16 protein-coding genes are annotated in these 16,788 nt (G+C 53.5%); 10 read left to right on the top strand and 6 right to left on the bottom strand.

Features of this window, described 5'->3' with window-relative positions:
- Nucleotides 1-14: 14 nt before the first annotated feature.
- A complete protein-coding gene (locus MWU64_RS08530) occupies nucleotides 15-734 on the top strand; it encodes an ABC transporter ATP-binding protein (protein ID WP_247063679.1) in 720 nt (239 codons plus the stop codon).
- The gene (locus MWU64_RS08525; RefSeq protein WP_247063482.1) at nucleotides 734-3,220 is read left to right on the top strand and encodes an FtsX-like permease family protein; all 2,487 of its coding nucleotides are present in this window, start codon (nucleotides 734-736) and stop codon (nucleotides 3,218-3,220) included. The genes MWU64_RS08530 and MWU64_RS08525 overlap by 1 nt, the downstream gene beginning before the upstream one ends.
- A gap of 8 nt (nucleotides 3,221-3,228) precedes the next feature.
- On the opposite strand, the gene MWU64_RS08520 is transcribed toward MWU64_RS08525, so the two are convergent.
- The 4 genes from MWU64_RS08520 to MWU64_RS08505 all read right to left on the bottom strand — a co-directional run bounded on the left by MWU64_RS08520 (nucleotide 3,229) and on the right by MWU64_RS08505 (nucleotide 7,362).
- Nucleotides 3,229-4,011, bottom strand: coding sequence for a transporter substrate-binding domain-containing protein (locus MWU64_RS08520; RefSeq protein WP_247063480.1), 783 nt, complete (start codon nucleotides 4,009-4,011; stop codon nucleotides 3,229-3,231).
- A 175-nt stretch (nucleotides 4,012-4,186) separates the two neighbouring features.
- Nucleotides 4,187-5,374 (bottom strand): iron-containing alcohol dehydrogenase, encoded by a 1,188-nt coding sequence (locus tag MWU64_RS08515; protein WP_247063477.1) that lies wholly within the window; start codon nucleotides 5,372-5,374, stop codon nucleotides 4,187-4,189.
- Nucleotides 5,374-5,919 (bottom strand): hypothetical protein, encoded by a 546-nt coding sequence (locus MWU64_RS08510; RefSeq protein ID WP_247063476.1) that lies wholly within the window; start codon nucleotides 5,917-5,919, stop codon nucleotides 5,374-5,376. Before MWU64_RS08510 ends, MWU64_RS08515 begins: the two co-directional genes overlap by 1 nt.
- Before the next feature lie 165 nt (nucleotides 5,920-6,084).
- Complete coding sequence (locus MWU64_RS08505; RefSeq protein ID WP_247063474.1) at nucleotides 6,085-7,362, bottom strand: M48 family metalloprotease; 1,278 nt, start codon at nucleotides 7,360-7,362, stop codon at nucleotides 6,085-6,087.
- Nucleotides 7,363-7,554: 192 nt separating this feature from the next.
- Here MWU64_RS08505 and MWU64_RS08500 point away from each other — a divergent pair, with 192 nt between their 5' ends.
- The 8 genes from MWU64_RS08500 (at nucleotide 7,555) to MWU64_RS08465 (ending at nucleotide 15,780) form a co-directional block, all read left to right on the top strand.
- Complete coding sequence (locus MWU64_RS08500) at nucleotides 7,555-7,797, top strand: DUF599 family protein (RefSeq protein WP_247063472.1); 243 nt, start codon at nucleotides 7,555-7,557, stop codon at nucleotides 7,795-7,797.
- Nucleotides 7,798-7,900: 103 nt separating this feature from the next.
- Nucleotides 7,901-8,371, top strand: coding sequence for a PaaI family thioesterase (locus tag MWU64_RS08495; RefSeq protein ID WP_247063470.1), 471 nt, complete (start codon nucleotides 7,901-7,903; stop codon nucleotides 8,369-8,371).
- On the top strand, nucleotides 8,368-8,802 hold the full coding sequence (locus MWU64_RS08490; protein WP_247063468.1) for a PaaI family thioesterase: 435 nt from the start codon (nucleotides 8,368-8,370) through the stop codon (nucleotides 8,800-8,802). The genes MWU64_RS08495 and MWU64_RS08490 overlap by 4 nt, the downstream gene beginning before the upstream one ends.
- A gap of 374 nt (nucleotides 8,803-9,176) precedes the next feature.
- A complete protein-coding gene (gene htpG / locus MWU64_RS08485) occupies nucleotides 9,177-11,069 on the top strand; it encodes a molecular chaperone HtpG (protein WP_247063465.1) in 1,893 nt (630 codons plus the stop codon).
- Between the two features lie 12 nt (nucleotides 11,070-11,081).
- Nucleotides 11,082-11,300 (top strand): DUF2835 domain-containing protein, encoded by a 219-nt coding sequence (locus tag MWU64_RS08480; RefSeq protein ID WP_247063463.1) that lies wholly within the window; start codon nucleotides 11,082-11,084, stop codon nucleotides 11,298-11,300.
- Nucleotides 11,301-11,549: 249 nt separating this feature from the next.
- Complete coding sequence (katG, locus tag MWU64_RS08475) at nucleotides 11,550-13,721, top strand: catalase/peroxidase HPI (protein ID WP_247063461.1); 2,172 nt, start codon at nucleotides 11,550-11,552, stop codon at nucleotides 13,719-13,721.
- A gap of 136 nt (nucleotides 13,722-13,857) precedes the next feature.
- Nucleotides 13,858-14,832, top strand: coding sequence for a tRNA-dihydrouridine synthase (locus MWU64_RS08470; RefSeq protein ID WP_247063460.1), 975 nt, complete (start codon nucleotides 13,858-13,860; stop codon nucleotides 14,830-14,832).
- Between the two features lie 69 nt (nucleotides 14,833-14,901).
- Nucleotides 14,902-15,780, top strand: a complete 879-nt coding sequence (locus MWU64_RS08465; RefSeq protein ID WP_247063459.1) for a metal-dependent hydrolase — start codon at nucleotides 14,902-14,904, stop codon at nucleotides 15,778-15,780.
- On the opposite strand, the gene MWU64_RS08460 is transcribed toward MWU64_RS08465, so the two are convergent.
- Both MWU64_RS08460 and MWU64_RS08455 read right to left on the bottom strand, forming a co-directional pair.
- Nucleotides 15,743-16,249 carry a methylated-DNA--[protein]-cysteine S-methyltransferase gene (locus MWU64_RS08460; RefSeq protein WP_247063458.1) on the bottom strand — a complete coding sequence of 169 codons (507 nt, stop codon included), beginning with the start codon at nucleotides 16,247-16,249 and terminating at the stop codon, nucleotides 15,743-15,745. The two genes, MWU64_RS08465 and MWU64_RS08460, sit on opposite strands and share 38 nt — an antisense overlap.
- A 7-nt stretch (nucleotides 16,250-16,256) precedes the next feature.
- Complete coding sequence (locus MWU64_RS08455; protein ID WP_247063457.1) at nucleotides 16,257-16,742, bottom strand: GNAT family N-acetyltransferase; 486 nt, start codon at nucleotides 16,740-16,742, stop codon at nucleotides 16,257-16,259.
- Nucleotides 16,743-16,788: the final 46 nt, after the last annotated feature.

Below are 16,788 nucleotides of genomic sequence, written 5' to 3'. Positions count from 1 at the left end.
CAACCGTGAACCAAATGACGGACCTGACAAAGAATAACCAACGCCCCATGCTGCGAGTATCCGGATTGACCCACACAGTCAGTCTCGAAACCGATACCTTGACGATCTTGCAGGGGGTGAACCTGGAAATCAAACGGGGCGAATCCGTCGCCATCGTTGGCCGTTCCGGCTCCGGAAAAACCACCTTGCTTGGCTTGTTGGCCGGGCTCGACACCCCAAGCCAAGGAACCGTAGAGCTGGACGGAGCCGAAATCAGCCGCCTTAGCGAAGACGAGCGTGCCAAACTCCGCGCACGGCGAGTGGGCTTTGTTTTCCAATCCTTTCAGCTGCTTCCAGCATTAAGCGCGTTAGAAAATGTCATGTTACCGCTGGAACTGGCCGGAATAGAAGCACCCCATCAACGCGCCCGCGACCTGCTCGAACGTGTTGGATTGGGCGAACGCCTCAACCATACACCACGGCAACTATCCGGAGGCGAACAACAACGGGTAGCCATTGCTCGCGCGTTCGCCTCTGAGCCAAGCATCCTGTTTGCCGATGAGCCCACGGGAAATCTCGATAACCGAACCGGCCAGTCAGTCTCCGATCTACTGATGGACTTAAACCGGGAACAAGGTGCCACACTGGTGATGGTAACTCACGATGAGCGATTGGCGGCACGTTGTAACCGCACCTTCCATATTGAAGCGGGTGTTTTGAGCGAGCCAGATGCGGCTCGGGAGTTCGCTGACTGATGGCTGCTGCAAAAAAATTAATGTCCGTCAGGCGAGACTGGCGCGAGCGGGATGTTCGGGTGGTATTGGTTGCCCTGATGATCGCAGTGGCAACGGTCGCGACCATCGCGCTGTTCGCAAACCAGCTTCAGCGCACCTTGGTATCTTCGGCCAGCTCATTTCTGGCAGCAGACCGTCAGCTTGATGCGGAGAACGGAAAGCCCGTACCGCCCGGCTGGATTGAAGAAGCGAGAAACCGAGGCCTGCAAACCGGCCAGATGATCAAATTCTCAACCATGGTGTTCGGCGAAAGCGGATTCCAGCTGGTTTCGGTGAAAGCCGTTAGCGATGAATACCCGTTACGCGGCGACATCGAAATTCAGCCTAATCAAGACAGCTCTCGAACCATCGTTGATGCAGGGCCAAGGCCCGGCGAAATTTGGATTAACCCGAGGTTGCTCAGGCTGTTGGAGCTTCAGATTGGTGACACGCTAGAAGTGGGAAACCTGAAACTGACCGTGTCTAATCTGCTTATCCGGGAGCCGGATGGCGGTTTTCGACTGTCGTCATTGGCACCCCGCGTGATGATGCACGTAGACGATGTGGCCGCAACCGGTGTGGTTCAGGAAGGTAGCCGAGTGGGGTTTGTCTATCTCTTTGCCGGTGATGATCGGCTACTTGAAGATTACTATCAATGGCTTGAGCCACAACTGGAACCCAGCCATGAATGGGAAGGTGTGCGTGACGGTGAAACCTTCTCACGCTCACTGGAACGAGCCGAGCGGTTTCTGTTGCTTGGCGGTAGTTTGGCGGTTTTACTCGCGGCTGTGGCCGTTGCGGTCGCAAGTCGTCAGTACGCGCTATCCCAGCGGGATACGGTGGCTCTTCTGAAAACTCTCGGCCTTACCGGTGGCGGGATTGGTCGGTTGTACCTGCGCCGCTTGGCTCTTTGGGGTGTCGTGGGAATAGCTGGTGGGTTAGCCGTTGCGTTGCCGCTGTTTTGGATGCTCGTCCGTATGTTGAGCGATGTGCTGGAGCGTCCCATTGATTTCTACCTAGACCCCTCGGCACTCACGCCGGCGTTGCTAACCGCGCTGATTTCGCTGTTTGCGTTTGCGTACCCCCCTATTCGCCGACTGCAAAATGTGCCTGCGATGCGGGTATTGCGCGCCCAGCCCGGTGAATCCGGAAGGGAAGTGGTACCGGACCTGCTCATCGCAGTCATTGCTGTGTTTGGTTTGGTATGGCTGTATGCGGGTGAATTAACCTTGGTGGTTTCATTGCTCGGTGGTTTGGTGCTCCTGCTCACGGTGTTGGCACTCATTGGCTGGCTGATGGTATCTCTCCTGCGCCGGGTGCGCGGAGGGGGTAACGCATGGCGTCTCGCGCTGGTTGGGCTGTATCGGCACCGGCAAGCCAGCATGGCGCAAATGGCCGTGTTTGCCATGACTCTGATGTTGGCGGCTACATTGGTATTAGTCCGTTCGGCGTTGCTGGAGGATTGGCAGGCCCAGCTACCGGAAGACACCCCCAATCACTTCCTAATCAATATTGCTCCGAACGACGTTGATGCCGTGGAGTCCTTTTGGGCCGAGCGCGGTGTGCCCTTGGATACGGTGTATCCGATGGTTCGGGGCCGGTTGACCGAGCTAAATGGGCAGCCCGTTAAAGAAGCGGTTAGCAAAGATGAACGCATCAATGCCTTGAATCGCGAGTTAAACCTTACGTGGATGGAGCAGCTTCCCGAAGATAACCGAATTCAGGAAGGGCAGTGGTTCGCCAAAGGGGATACCCGGGGCGTGTCGGTCGAGGCGGAATTAGCCGGTAAGTTAGGTTTAAAATTAGGAGATAAACTGACCTTTACCATTGGGTCCGAGAAAGTCACTGAGCCTGTTGGCAGCATTCGAAGCGTTCAGTGGGACAGTATGAAGCCCAACTTTTACATGGCATTCCCCCCAGATGGCGGGTTGACCAATATGCCCGCAACCTGGATCACCAGTTTTCACCTCGATGAAAGCAGCAAGCTGTTGTTGAACGAATTCTCACGACAGTACCCGACGGTATCTGTGCTGGAAATTGACCACATCATTGAGCGCATTCAGGACATTGTTCAGCAAGTGACTCAAGCTATTGAAGCGATACTGGCGTTGATTCTTGCGGCTGCGTTAGTTGTGATGGCGGCGGTGGTGAGTGCCACTTTGCGTGACCGGCAGCGAGAAGGTGCGTTGTTGCGCACCTTGGGGGGGCAGCAGCTGTTGCTAGTGCGCAGTACCATGCTGGAATTTGCACTATTGGGCTTCTTTGCGGGTGTACTGGGCGTGTTGGCCGCGGAAACCGCCGTTTATGCGTTGCAGGCACGGGCGTTTGAAGGGGAGTTTCGCTGGCATTGGCAGGTGGTGCTTTCGGTTCCGTTAATCAGCGCCTTGTTATTGGCGTTGTTCGGGCGCTGGCAACTAAGGCCGGTATTAAGCGTTTCGCCGATGCTGCTACTGCGTAGATTGGAGTAATCTCGGGTTTAACGGTAATTCGCGAGGATGGCGTCTAGCTCGCCGTTCTCGCGCATGGCCGACAACTCCCGGTTAAAACCTTGTGCGAATTCAGTCCAATCTTTTCGAAGCATGAGACGGTAGCCATATTCGCTGATGTTGCCCGTCGAAGCTCTGAACTGGTTGGACAACCCTTCATTGCGCAAGATCCATTGCCCCACCAAGCGGTCAGCCAAGGCGGCATCAAAGCGCTCGCCCAGCAAGACATAACGAAACAGATCTTTGTCGCTGGATACGTTGAAGCGATTAATTTTTTCTTGTTCGAAATAAGGGGCAAGGCTTGGGTATTTGTACCCTAAATGAGCAACGATAGTCTGCCCGAACAAATCAGAAGGATGAGAATAGTCTGCTGTGGATTCATGATGGAAAAAGAGCACTTCTTCGACATCCACGACCGCCCGCGTGAATAGATACTTATCTGGTTGTTCGGTCCATTCGGTGGCTCTTAGCGTACCGTCGATGTACCCATCAAGCAGCATGTTATCCACCCGTTTTCGAGGGATTTTTCTGGGCACCAACTCGTAACCCAAACGAGGCGCTATTGTGGTCATTACATCCCACAAAATACCGGAAGGCGTCTCTCCGTCGACAATCAGATAGGGCGGGTAACCATGTGGGGAAATGTTCAACCGAAATGTTTTGATGGCGTTTTGTGTGTCGGCCCATGCACTTGTTGATACGGCAGCGTAAAACAAAGCGAAAGGCAATAATCTAAGAACTGGGACTAGATGTTTAAAGCGTCGATGAATCATGGTCAGAAACCCATGCAGCTGGAAAACGAAAACCTTTTTAACATGCCTCCAGCCGTATCGTTGCTAGAATGCTAATCGAATAATACCTACTAAACGGTTCCGGTGAAATGTTTGTTGTGTAGTAAAATGCTACCCAACGAGTGTCGGGCAGCATTTGCCGGGTTAAAGCGGGTGATCAGGCCCAGGCTCGTCTCAAAATCGTTATGGTATCGTCGAGCGAGACTTCCCTTGGGTTGAACATGATAGAGCCATCATCCAAGGCCATTGTCGCGATGTCTTCCAGCTGACTCTCGAGGACTTTCTCGGTTTCTTTCAGCGTCCGAGGAAGTTTGCAGCGTTTGTAGAGTTCGTCCCGAAGTTTGCGGATGGATGAGATGCTGGCTTCCGCACGGCGCGCGGCCGGCGTTGCCGAATACACTTCGGGGCCTTCAAGGTGCAGTAGCAGATCGCCCAGGGGTTCCCGAATGCTTTCCAGATTGAATTCCAGTACGTAGGGCAAGTACAAGCTCATGCACAGACCGTGTGGTAAGTGGCAGATCGCGCCGGTAGCGTGCCCCAGGGAATGAACAAGGCCGACCATGGAATTGGAAAAGGCAATACCAGCCATGGTGGAAGCTTGCGCCAAATCCAGACGCCCGTCTTCGTCTTTTGGCTTATCCATAACCTTCAGCAAGGATTGGCTGATTTTCTTCACCGCTGCGGTTGCGTATGCATCGCTCAGAGGGTTCTTGGCCATGCAGGTGAAGGCTTCGGTGGCGTGGGTGAGCGCGTCCATCGCCGTGGCTGCGGTAATGTGCGGGGGCAGTGTAAGGGTCATTCGCGGGTCGATAACGGCCGCGTTGGGGAGCAAAAACGGCGATGAGTAGGGCAGTTTAACGCCTCGCTTTTCATCGGTAATAACGGCAACAGAGGTTACTTCAGAGCCAGTGCCTGCGGTGGTGGGCACCACGAAGAAGGGTTTCAGCGCTTTCTTCAAAATGCCCGCGCCACTGTACTCGGCGATGTCATCACCGCCCTCGGATACCAGAATGTTCACGGCTTTGCCGGTGTCGATGGCTGAGCCGCCACCCACCGCGATGATGGAATCGCATTTTTCCTTGCGGTACAACTTGGCGATCGCGCCAACGACGGTGGTAGAAGAGTCTGGCGGTACGTCGTCGTAGATTGAAACAATGTCCAGGCCACTCTCTTCGCAGGCCGCAATCACTGGTTCCAGAAGTCCTGCAGCACGCACGCCTTTGTCGGTAATGATCATAGGGCGCTTGGCGGCCAGGCTGGTGAGCTCGAACGGGATGTGTTCCAAAGCGGCTTTGCCTGCAATGACTTTCACCGGGCAGAAGAACTCGTAGTATTTGTTGGTCATTATGCTCTCACTGTCTCGACAAGGTTGGTGGCAACTTTCAGGTATATGCGTGCAGCATTCAGTAATTTGTTGGGCAGCTTCAAGGTGGCCGGATACTCTTTCACAGCCCGTTCCGCGACCAGTTTAGGCAGGATGAATGCTTCTAAACGATTCAAAACGCGAGTCATTTTGATCGCAAGGCTTACATCGCCATCGACCAACATGCGGTCGTGCGCGAACGCCACGGCCGTTTTTTCCTGAAACGACATCACCAAAAACGCATGGGCCATGTGCTTGAACTGGATCGACAAGTCCACCGCGCGTGGCGCTTCGTCGCCGAGATACTTCAGCCGGCCATCGCCGATGTGTTCCACCACCAGGCTCGGACCCGCAGGCATTACCTGCATCTCGAAAAGGAAGCCCACCGGAAGCTGGCTGGTTTCTGCGCGAGCGGCTTCGTCTACTTCGGTAATCGCTTGCAAAGCGCGCCCCATGACCTGAAACATCAGTTCGACGTAGGCTCGCCTGGCTTGGGATGCGATCGGTTGCAGTCGTTTAGAGAGCATGTTTTTCATCCGCTTGTTATTGGGTTATCTGATTTTTAGAGTTATTGCTCTAGAAGTCAATGTAATCATTGACACGGTGATAGCGTCAAACGGGCAATGTTTTCGCGCATAAAAAAACCGGAAGCGTTTAACTTCCGGTTTTTATTTGAAATTTCAGATCAATTGTTAATTGGTCATGGCGGCCAGTTTGCGCTTGGCCTCCTCCCCAATCTCTCCGCCGGCTTCGGCTGCAGTGGAATAGTAGCCCATGGCTTCATCCCGGCGGCCCTGTTGCTTGGAAATGTCACCAAGGCGAAGGTAAGCAATGGACGTTGGTACGACTTCATTTGCTCTTTCCAAATGGGTTCTGGCTTTGGATAAATTGTTCAGGGCCAGCTCGTTGAGCCCGCTGTGAAGTTGGTATTGGAACATTTCAGGGTACAGCGACACGGCCTTGTCGAAGTCTGCACGGGCTTTTTTGAGTTGATTCTGGCTTTTATAGATCCGGCCACGCAGGGCGAAGAACATTGCCTCGCGAGGTTCTATTTTGATGGCCTTGTTAATGGCCTCCAAAGCGCCGGAAAAATCGCCTTCCGACGCCAGCTTCATGGCGTTGTCATGTGCTTCGTAAGCCGGTTGAAGCTTTTTGATCATGGCGATTCTGCGCTGATAAATCTCGGCACCACGGTAGCCACCCGCGCCGATTTTCTGTACCAGTTTCTGATTCGCCTGCACGCGCTTTGCGGAGGGCGGGTGGCTGGCAAACAAACCGTTTAACCAGCTTGATTCGTTGCCTTCAGACAACGACAGGAACAGCTGTTGCAGTTCAACAGCCGCTTGCGGATCGTAGCCCGCGGCGTGCATGTACCTGATGCCGTAAGCATCCGATTCAAGTTCATCTCCCTGGCCATATTGTGCCAAGGCCAACTGGGCTCCCACGGCCGCTCCACCCATGATCAGGCCGGCCCATTCGTTCTCCGACATGGCCATGCCAATGCCGGCCATTCCCAAGCTGATGAGTGTGCCTTTCTGCATGCGCTGCACACTATGGCGAGCGGCTGCATGAACAATTTCGTGGCCCAGCACGGATGCCAGCTGGGCCTCATCATCAAGTTTGGCCAGCAAACCTCGGTTGATGGCAATTTTTCCCCCCGGGAGTGCCCAGGCATTGGGGACGCTGCTGTTGAGCACAACGAACTCATAGGGCAGGTCAGGGCGGTCGCTCACTTGTGCCATTTTTTGACCGACTTCCCGAACGTACACCGTCAGTTCGGGGTCAAGGTAAAACTTGCCGCCTTGCGTTTGCTGGGTTGGGACGTATTGCTCGGCTCCGAGGGACAGCTCCTGGCTTTCGGGGATCAGCGACAGCTGGCGTTCGCCGGTAACCGGATTGACAGCGCATCCGGCAAGGGTCGATAGAATGGCCAGAATAATGAGCAGACCGGGCAGGTTTCCTTTTTTCACGCATGGCTCCTTCACGTTGCGTCTGTATGTTCGTTTCGAACAGAAAGCGGCTTCAAGTCCGAAATTTATAGCACAATCGCGGCAGTATGCCCCATCGACGTTCGCTGTAATATGGCCCAGCGGGCTCGCTTACCGTATTATATGTAAGTCTTGTAACCGCATTTTACTGGCCTGGATGCAGATAATTAGCCAATGACACACTACCTAGACATTCTGGCTTTGCTCTGGTTCCTGATTTGCTGGGGTGGCTATACCTGGTACTCAAAAAAGCGAGCCCAAACTCATCCGTGTTTATCGAACAGTCTCGATCTGTATCGGGAGGATTGGATGCGGGTGATGTTGAAGCGTGAAAACCGCATTGCGGATACATCTGGTGTTTATTGCGGCTTCAACTCTGGTGGTTATCGTATTGTATCGCCGAGAATTCCATTCTGATGCTCTATGCGCACTGCGAGACAGCAAGGTTTTTAACAAAGCCAAGCCCGTTGCGCAGAAGGCAACTGCAAAACTGAACAACTGATCTGCTGGACTTTCCTGAATGAATGATGAAACCCGAATCGACCGGGTCACCCGGTTTTTGAGCACGTTAAACCAGGCGAAAGCTTTGGGCCTGGCACCGAAAGAGGTGGGTGACGGATATCTGGTCATGGAGCTGCCGTACAGCGACAAGATCATTGGCAACCCCGATACCGGTGTGATTCACGGTGGTGCCATTACCACCTTGATGGATACAACTTCCGGCTCGGTGATGATTTGTGCGTTGGATGAGTTTGAGTTGTGCCCAACACTGGATTTGCGCGTTGACTACATGCGCCCGGCAGAGCCCAGAAAACCGGTGTTTGCCCGCGCTGAAACCTACAAAGTAACCCGTAACATCATCTTCACCCGTTGTGTTGCTTATCAGGAAGGCGGCGAAATTATCGCTAACTGTGTGGGCACGTTCATGCGCATCGGTAAAGAAGCCAGCCCGAAATCCTATCGTGACCTGATTACCGGAGGCGAGGAATGACCAGCCCGGAGATTCTGAAGTACACCCAACAAACCGGTGATTTTTCTCGCATGCTGGAGAGCGTTCCGTACGCGAAGTGGATCGGTTTGCAGTGTGACCGTTTCGGGGATGATTTGATTTTTCGTCTTCCGGTGAAAGAAGAAAATCTGGGTAACCCGATTTTACCGGCGATTCATGGCGGCGTGATTGGTGGGTTCATGGAAATGTCCGCAGCCATCTACCTGATGATGTCGCAAGATACTCTGCGAATGCCCAGGATTATCGACTTTTCATTGGATTATCTGCGGGCAGGCCTGAACCGAGAAACTTACGCGGAATGCCACCTGACGCGTCAGGGAAACCGGGTTGCGAATGTGATGATTACCGCCTGGCAGAAATCCCGTTCTCAGCCCATTGCCACCGCTCGCGCTCACTTCCTGCTCGAAGACTGATTTGCTTTTGCCGGGGTTGAAATGCCCCGGCGGGCCCCCATTTCTGAACTCAGTCCACGCTGCATGGGTGTAAGCCCTCATGCGGGGATGCGCTTCCGAAACACGCCTCAAGACGTCCCTGTACGGCTCGGGCTCCGCCATCCATGGCTCCGCACGGTTTCGGAAGCGCATCCCCACATGAGGGCCCAAACTCCGAGCAGCTTTCGACATTTTACCCAAGTCGGGTGGTGTGATTGGGGAGAGCTTTCCAAAACCTTGCGTAGCCATGGATGGCGAAGCAGAGCGTACATGGATGTATCCACAGCGTGTTTTGGAAAGCTCTCCCCGATCACACCGCTCCACCGAACGTTAAATAGTAGGAGATAACACGAGCCATGACGGTAGAAACCAATAAAGAGACCCTGGGATTCCAGACTGAAGTGAAGCAGCTGCTTCAGCTGATGATCCACTCTCTGTACTCCAACAAGGAAATCTTCCTTCGTGAGCTGATTTCCAACGCATCAGATGCCGAAGACAAACTGCGCTTTGCCGCCCTGAAAGACGACTCATTGTTTGAAGGCGATTCGGATCTGAAAATCCGTCTGGACTACGACAAAGATGCCGGCACCATTACCCTGACCGATAACGGTATCGGCATGAACCGTGATGACGTGATTTCCAACTTGGGCACCATCGCACGTTCGGGCACCGCTGAATTCCTCAAGCAATTGTCCGGTGATGAAAAGAAAGACAGCGCGTTGATCGGCCAGTTTGGTGTAGGTTTCTACTCCGCATTTATCGTTGCTGACAAAGTTGACGTGTTCACCCGCCGTGCGGGCACCCCGGTTGAAGAAGGCGTGCATTGGTCCTCCAAGGGCGACGGTGAGTTCACAATCGAACAGGTTAGCCGTGACAAGCGCGGTACCGAGATTGTGCTGCACCTGAAGCCGGAAGCCACAGAATTCGCCGATGGCTGGAAATTGCGCACTCTGGTGAAGAAATACTCCGACCACATCTCGTTCCCCGTAGTTATGAAGACCGAGAGTGAGGAAGAGGATAAGAAGGGCGAAGACGAAACCATCAACGATGCGACCGCTCTGTGGACCCTACCGCGTACCGAGATCAAAGACGAAGAGTACAAAGAGTTCTACAAACACATCGCCCACGACTTTGAAGACCCGCTGACGTGGTCGCACAATAAGGTAGAAGGTAAGCTGGACTACACCAGCCTGTTGTACATTCCCAAGCGTGCGCCGTTTGATTTGTACAACCGTGAAGCGCCGCGTGGCCTGAAACTTTATGTTCAGCGTGTGTTCATCATGGACGACGCCGAGCAGTTCCTGCCGTTGTATCTGCGTTTCACCAAAGGTGTGATCGATTCCAACGATCTGTCTCTGAACGTATCCCGTGAAATTTTGCAGAACGACAGCACCGTAGAAAGCATTCGCACTGCCATGACCAAGCGTGTGCTGGACATGTTGACCAAGTTGGCGAAGAAGAGCGCGGATGAGTATCAGAGCTTCTGGAATGAGTTTGGTACCGTTTTGAAAGAAGGCCCGGCTGAAGATTTCAGCAACAAAGAGAAGATTGCTGGCCTCCTGCGTTTTGCGTCTACCCACACGGGTGAAGAAACCCAGAATGTGTCGCTGGATGATTACATCAGCCGGATGAAAGAAGGTCAGAACAAGATCTATTACATCACCGCTGATAACTTTGTGGCCGCTAAGAGCAGCCCGCATCTGGAAGTTTTCCGCAAGAAAGGCATTGAGGTGTTGATCCTGTCTGATCGTATCGACGAGTGGATGATGGGTTACCTTAACGAGTACGACAGCAAGCAGTTCCAGGACGTTGCTCGTGGTGATCTTGACTTGGGTGAAGTGGAAACCGAGGAAGACAAGAAACATCAGGAAGAAGCTGCGAAAGAGCACAAAGAGCTGACGGAGCGCATCAAGAAGGCTCTGGAAGACAGTGTTCAGGACGTGCGGGTAACCAACCGCCTGACAGACTCCCCGGCTTGCCTGGTGACCGGTGAGTTCGACATGGGCGCCCAGATGAAGAAGATCATGGAAGCAGCTGGCCAGACGGTGCCGGACAGCAAGCCGATCTTTGAAATCAACGTGGATCACCCGCTGGTTCAGCGTTTGGAAAGTGAGCAGGGCGAAGAGCGCTTCGCCGAACTATCGGCCGTATTGTTCGACCAGGCTACACTGGCCAGCGGCGAGCAGCTGAAAGATCCCGGGTCTTACGTCAGCCGCTTGAACCGTTTGCTGCTTGAATTGGCTAACTGAGTTAGTAGCTGAATGCAGCAAATTATTGTGGACATTGCCATCAGCCCTGAGGAATGGATTAAGTTCTATCAGGGCGTAGCCTCCGATGTTCACACCACGAGCCGGGACGGACGCACCGTCCGCTTCCCGGCGCGTATTCTCTCCAAGTTCTACCTTCGTGACGGCGTACGAGGCAGTTTTCGTATTCTGTTTGATGACTCCGGAAAGTTCTCCTCTATCGAAAGGCTCTGATGCCATTTGTCTGACTGTCATCCTTCGATTAATAAAATCTTTCATTAGTCTGTCTTTAATTAATTATCTCTTCGTTTCTCGTGAATGTAATCTGGCCTCATCTAAATCAGATGCGAAAGGATGATGCTATGTCAGCACCTAAGGACTGTAAGTCTCGTATATGGAGTGATGTCTCCCAAATCATGTTTGATTACTGGGAGAACTTTGCGATGGCGCATTTCACGAAACACTGAAGAGTAGGAGAAGTCTATGTCGCACAATAACCCAAGTGCCAAGTGTCCGGTGATGCACGGGGCGAATTCGACCACGAGTCGTAACGTGACGGACTGGTGGCCAGAAGGATTGAATCTGGACATTTTGCACCAGCATGATCAAAAAACGAATCCGATGGGTGACGATTTTGATTATCGGGAAGAGGTAAAAACACTCGATTTCGAAGGCATCAAGAACGATCTGCACGACCTGATGACGCAAAGCCAGGACTGGTGGCCGGCGGATTGGGGGCACTACGGCGGCTTGATGATTCGCATGTCGTGGCACGCAGCAGGAACCTACCGCTTGGCTGATGGCCGGGGTGGTGCGAGCAGCGGTAACCAACGCTTTGCCCCCTTAAGTTCCTGGCCGGATAACGTCAGTCTGGATAAGGCCCGCCGGTTGCTGTGGCCGATCAAGAAGAAGTATGGCAATAAAATCAGTTGGGCCGATTTATTGGTGCTTGCAGGTACCGTCGCTTATCAATCGATGGGCCTGCCGTCTTACGGCTTCTCCTTTGGCCGTGAAGATATTTGGCACCCTGAAAAAGACGTCTATTGGGGCTCCGAGAAAGAGTGGTTGGCGCCGTCCGACGAGCGTTATGACGATATCAGCAAGCCTGACACCATGGAAAACCCCTTGGCGGCAGTTCAAATGGGGCTGATTTATGTCAATCCCGAGGGTGTAAACGGACAACCAGACCCGTTGAAGACCGGCGAACAAGTGCGTGAAACCTTTGCCCGGATGGCGATGAACGATGAGGAAACCGCCGCTTTGACGGCTGGTGGGCATACCGTTGGTAAATGCCACGGTAATGGTGATCCGTCGGTGTTGGGGGCTGATCCCGAGGCGGCCGACTTGGAGCACCAAGGCCTTGGCTGGCATAACCCGAACATGAATGGGTTGGCGAGTCGTGCGGTCAGCTCTGGTATTGAAGGCGCTTGGACCACGAACCCGACCCAGTTTGATATGGGTTACTTCGAGCTTCTGTTTGGCTATGAGTGGGAGCTAAAAAAGAGCCCGGCAGGTGCCTGGCAGTGGGAACCGATCGATATTAAAGAAGAAGATAAGCCGCGGGATGCCAGCGATCCGTCGGTGCGTCACAATCCGATTATGACCGATGCGGATATGGCGATGAAAATGGATCCCAAGTATCGCGCGATCTGCGAGAAGTTTATGGCCGATCCCGAGTATTTTCGGGATACCTTTGCGAAGGCTTGGTTTAAATTGACGCATCGCGATTTAGGACCGAAAACTCGCTATATTGGCCCGGATGTGCCCGCTGAAGAGCTGATTTGGCAGGATCCGGTTCCTGCTGGAAACCTGGATTACAGCGAAGAAGTCGTAAAGCAGCAGATAGCCGCAAGCGGTTTGAGCATTAGCGAAATGGTCAGCACCGCATGGGACAGCGCCCGTACCTTCCGAGGCTCTGACTTACGCGGCGGTGCGAATGGGGCGCGGATTCGTTTGGCACCTCAGAACCGTTGGGAGGGCAACGAGCCGGCTCGGCTGGCGAAAGTCCTCGACGTCTACGAGCGGATTTCTGCGGATACCGGTGCCAGCGTGGCCGATGTGATTGTGCTTGGTGGCAGTGTAGGCATTGAGCAGGCGGCCAAAGCCGGGGGCTACACGGTACGAGTTCCATTCCTGAAAGGGCGAGGCGACGCAACCGATGAAATGACCGACGCAGAGTCTTTTGAACCATTGGAGCCGGTGGCTGATGCATTCCGGAACTGGTTGAAGAAAGATTATGTGGTCAAGCCGGAGGAGCTGATGCTCGATCGCGCTCATTTGCTCGGCCTGACGGCACCAGAGATGACGGTGTTGATTGGCGGGATGCGTATGCTTGGCACTAACTACGGCGATAGTGGTGCAGGCGTATTCACCGACCGTGTCGGGGTATTGAGCAACGACTTTTTCGTTAATCTGACTGACATGGGGAACACCTGGAAATCGGTAGGCAGCAATCTCTATGAGATTCGCGACCGTAAAACGGGTGAACTGAAGTGGACGGCGACCCGCGTCGATCTGGTGTTCGGTTCTCATTCAATCCTGCGCTCGTACTCCGAAGTGTATGCTCAGGACGACAATCAGCAGAAGTTTGTAAATGATTTTGTCAGAGCGTGGGCCAAGGTAATGAATGCTGATCGTTTTGATCTGCAAAAATAAACCAGCACAAATCGGCAGGATGCTCCGATAGGGGAGTATCCTGCTATCAACTTTCCGGTAAATTCCTTACAATCCTCCTCCGCTTGATTTTTGATCAGCCTCACTCTGAATATTCTGTTATTGCTCTGGAGCTTTCATGCGAATCATCCTTGCCCCGATGGAAGGGCTGGTCGATGCACCCATCCGTGAAACCCTGACCAAGGTCGGTGGTATTGACCGGTGTGTCAGCGAGTTTGTTCGTGTGACCCAGGGTATGTTGCCGCCCCGTATTTTCTACAAATACGCGCCAGAATTGCATAACCAGTCCCTGACTCAGGTCGGTGTTCCGGTGGCCGTTCAGCTTTTGGGGTCAGACCCCGAAATGATGGGACGACACGGCGCGAAAGTCGCCGAACTGGGGGCTACCCAGGTCGATATCAACTTCGGTTGTCCTGCGAAAACGGTAAACCGGCATAAAGGTGGCTGTGTGCTGATGCGTGAGCCGGAACTGATGTACGAGATCGTGGCCGGCGTTCGAAAAGCGGTTCCTGCCGATGTGCCGGTGACTGCAAAAATGCGTTTGGGATACGACGACCGCTCCATGGGCGTTGCCTGCGGTCAGGCTTTGGACGCGGCGGGCGCATCGGAAATCGTTATCCATGCCCGTAGCAAGGTGGACGGTTATAAACCGCCGGCCTACTGGGAAGAGATCGCCAAAGTTCGCGAAGCGGTCCGCAGCCATGTTATCGCCAATGGTGAAATATGGACCGTTGACGACTACTGGCGCTGCCGGGAAGTTTCAGGGTGTGACGATGTAATGATTGGCCGGGGGCTGATCGCTCGCCCGGATTTGGCAGCCCAAATCAAAGCCTCCCAGCGCGGAGAATCTTTGGAGCCGATGAGTTGGCCGGAAGCGGTGGCACTGGTGCGTGAATACGCCGCGGCCTTGCAGACCCGGTTGGAAGACCGGTTTGTAACCGGGCGCATTAAGCAGTGGCTCAATTTTCTGCGGCAAGGGTTCCCCGAAGCGGAGCGCTTGTGGCCCGAAGCCCGTAAACTGCGGGATGTGGCACCCATGCTGGCCTGCCTTAATCAGGAGATTTCTGTTCATCCGATCAATTTGGCCTCTTAAAACCTGCCTTCGAGGGCCGAATAGGTCTAGCCTGATGCTAGTTTAATAGTATAGGGCGGGAGGTTTGTGATGAACATGGCCGCGAACAGAGTAAAGGCGGGAACAAAAAAGGTTTACAGGTCTTTGGCACCTAAAGGGTTTGTGCCCGTGGTGCGCAGACCTGATTTCGAGTTGTCGCAAGATCTACCTAAATATTGGTGGGATAACGATCCCGCCAAGACACTCCTGCTGGCAGCTTTGTCGGCCAGCTTTCCTCCCGGTGAACGGTTCTTCATTGATTCGGTACGGTACTATCAGGATCAAATTAGTGACCCCGATCTGCAAAACGCGATCCGTGCCTTTATTGGCCAAGAAGCTCATCATTCGAAAGAACACAAATTGATGAACGGGTGTCTGGAGGAAAAAGGGGTCGGTCTGGCGCGAATCGAACGTGACATTCAGTGGTTCATGGATTGGATGAGAAAACATCTCAGCCCTGAGCGACAGCTAGCCCACACCGTCGCTGTCGAGCATTTCACCGCGATGATGTCAGAAGAGTTTTTGTTGAAATTTGATGCGTTGGATGAAATGGATCCGCGTATTGCTCCGGTTTGGGCTTGGCATGCGATTGAAGAATCCGAGCATAAGTCGGTGGCTTTCGACGTCTATCGCACGGTGGGTGGTAGCGAGTTCGTTCGAATTACGGAAATGGTGTACGTCAGCGTGATGTTCCCATTCTATACGTCACTTCATTTAGTGCAGCTGATGAAAGAGGAGGGCGAGCTGGGTAACCTGAAATCCTGGGCCGGCGCGCTGAATTATATGTGGGGGCAGCCGGGAATCTTTCGCAAGATGATCCCTTCATATCTGAGGTATTACAGCCCCAACTTTCATCCTTGGGATAATGATGTGCGGCACCTGCTCGACAAAGCTAAGAAACGATGGCTGCCAGCTTCGCTTCGCGATTGAGCAGTGCTTGTTTTCGTTCGATACCCCAACGATAGCCTCCCAAGCCGCCGTCAGAGCGTACGACTCGATGGCAGGGGACAATAATGGCCAGTCGGTTTGCTCCGCATGCGTTCGCTACAGCCCGCACGGCATTGGGCTTATTGAGCTGGCTGGCCAGTTCCGAATAGGTAATCGTTTGCCCCGGCGGGATGGCTTGCAGAGCTTGCCAAATTTGTTTCTGAAATCCGGTGCCTTCGAGGACTAGGGGATAGTCGAATCGGATTTCCGGGTTTTCAAGCGCCTGTATGATGCTACCAAATAACTCGGAGCTTTCGCCGTTAACCGGTGTTGTCTGCAGACTGGAAAAGCGAGCCTTGAGCAAAGCCATGAGTTTCGTTTCGTGATCGCTCAACTCGACCGTATACAGCCCCCGCTCATCCCACACGGCAAGCACCCATCCAATGGTGCTGTTTGAAATGCCGTAGTACATTGCTCTGTCAGCCTTGTAGTTCTTTACGCATTTTGAAGCGCAGGAAATGCGCTCCTTTTATGGTCACTTGCTGCTCTTCGACCACTTCAAAGCCGTGCTTTTCAAAGAAAGGGCGGGCTATGACACTGGCTTCGGTTTCAAGCTCTTTAACGCCTTTTTCCCGGAGCTGTTGTTCTGCCTCTTGGTATAGAGCTGAGGCGATACCTTGGCGGGCGTAGTTCGGTGCGGTGAATACGAGATCTATTGCGCCCCCAGCTTCATAAGAGATAAAACCCGCAAGCGCATTGCCGTCTTCTGCGACCAGCGTTTCCAGTGAGGCCAACCGATCCTGCCAGGTGTCCAGATTCGGTGTCCGGGAAGCCCAGGCGTATCGCTGAGTTTCGTCGTAAGCCGTTGCCGTCAGCTCGTGAACGGAATCGGTAAACAAGCGCACGACCGGGCTCAGGTCTTTAATCCGATATTTGCGAATAGTAATTGCAGTGGCTGTAGTCATATCGTTTCAGTGTCTACCTGTGTTGGAAAGCAGGTTGTGGCCAAAA

Source organism: Marinobacter sp. S0848L (assembly GCF_023016065.1).
In the GTDB taxonomy this organism is placed as follows: Bacteria; Pseudomonadota; Gammaproteobacteria; order Pseudomonadales; family Oleiphilaceae; genus Marinobacter.
The sequence above is the reverse complement of the archived record's forward strand: the minus strand, read 5'-3'. Positions and strand labels throughout refer to the sequence as shown.

Excerpts from the sequence above, each read along its gene's own strand:
- MWU64_RS08490 (WP_247063468.1), top strand. The coding sequence starts at position 8,368 with ATGACCAGCCCGGAGATTCTGAAGTACACCCAACAAACCGGTGATTTT.
- MWU64_RS08465 (WP_247063459.1), top strand. The coding sequence starts at position 14,902 with ATGAACATGGCCGCGAACAGAGTAAAGGCGGGAACAAAAAAGGTTTAC.
- MWU64_RS08470 (WP_247063460.1), top strand. The coding sequence starts at position 13,858 with ATGCGAATCATCCTTGCCCCGATGGAAGGGCTGGTCGATGCACCCATC.
- htpG (WP_247063465.1), top strand. The coding sequence starts at position 9,177 with ATGACGGTAGAAACCAATAAAGAGACCCTGGGATTCCAGACTGAAGTG.
- MWU64_RS08480 (WP_247063463.1), top strand. The coding sequence starts at position 11,082 with ATGCAGCAAATTATTGTGGACATTGCCATCAGCCCTGAGGAATGGATT.
- MWU64_RS08500 (WP_247063472.1), top strand. The coding sequence starts at position 7,555 with ATGACACACTACCTAGACATTCTGGCTTTGCTCTGGTTCCTGATTTGC.
- MWU64_RS08530 (WP_247063679.1), top strand. The coding sequence starts at position 15 with ATGACGGACCTGACAAAGAATAACCAACGCCCCATGCTGCGAGTATCC.
- katG (WP_247063461.1), top strand. The coding sequence starts at position 11,550 with ATGTCGCACAATAACCCAAGTGCCAAGTGTCCGGTGATGCACGGGGCG.
- MWU64_RS08525 (WP_247063482.1), top strand. The coding sequence starts at position 734 with ATGGCTGCTGCAAAAAAATTAATGTCCGTCAGGCGAGACTGGCGCGAG.
- MWU64_RS08455 (WP_247063457.1), bottom strand. The coding sequence starts at position 16,742 with ATGACTACAGCCACTGCAATTACTATTCGCAAATATCGGATTAAAGAC.
- MWU64_RS08510 (WP_247063476.1), bottom strand. The coding sequence starts at position 5,919 with ATGCTCTCTAAACGACTGCAACCGATCGCATCCCAAGCCAGGCGAGCC.
- MWU64_RS08495 (WP_247063470.1), top strand. The coding sequence starts at position 7,901 with ATGAATGATGAAACCCGAATCGACCGGGTCACCCGGTTTTTGAGCACG.
- MWU64_RS08515 (WP_247063477.1), bottom strand. The coding sequence starts at position 5,374 with ATGACCAACAAATACTACGAGTTCTTCTGCCCGGTGAAAGTCATTGCA.
- MWU64_RS08520 (WP_247063480.1), bottom strand. The coding sequence starts at position 4,011 with ATGATTCATCGACGCTTTAAACATCTAGTCCCAGTTCTTAGATTATTG.
- MWU64_RS08460 (WP_247063458.1), bottom strand. The coding sequence starts at position 16,249 with ATGTACTACGGCATTTCAAACAGCACCATTGGATGGGTGCTTGCCGTG.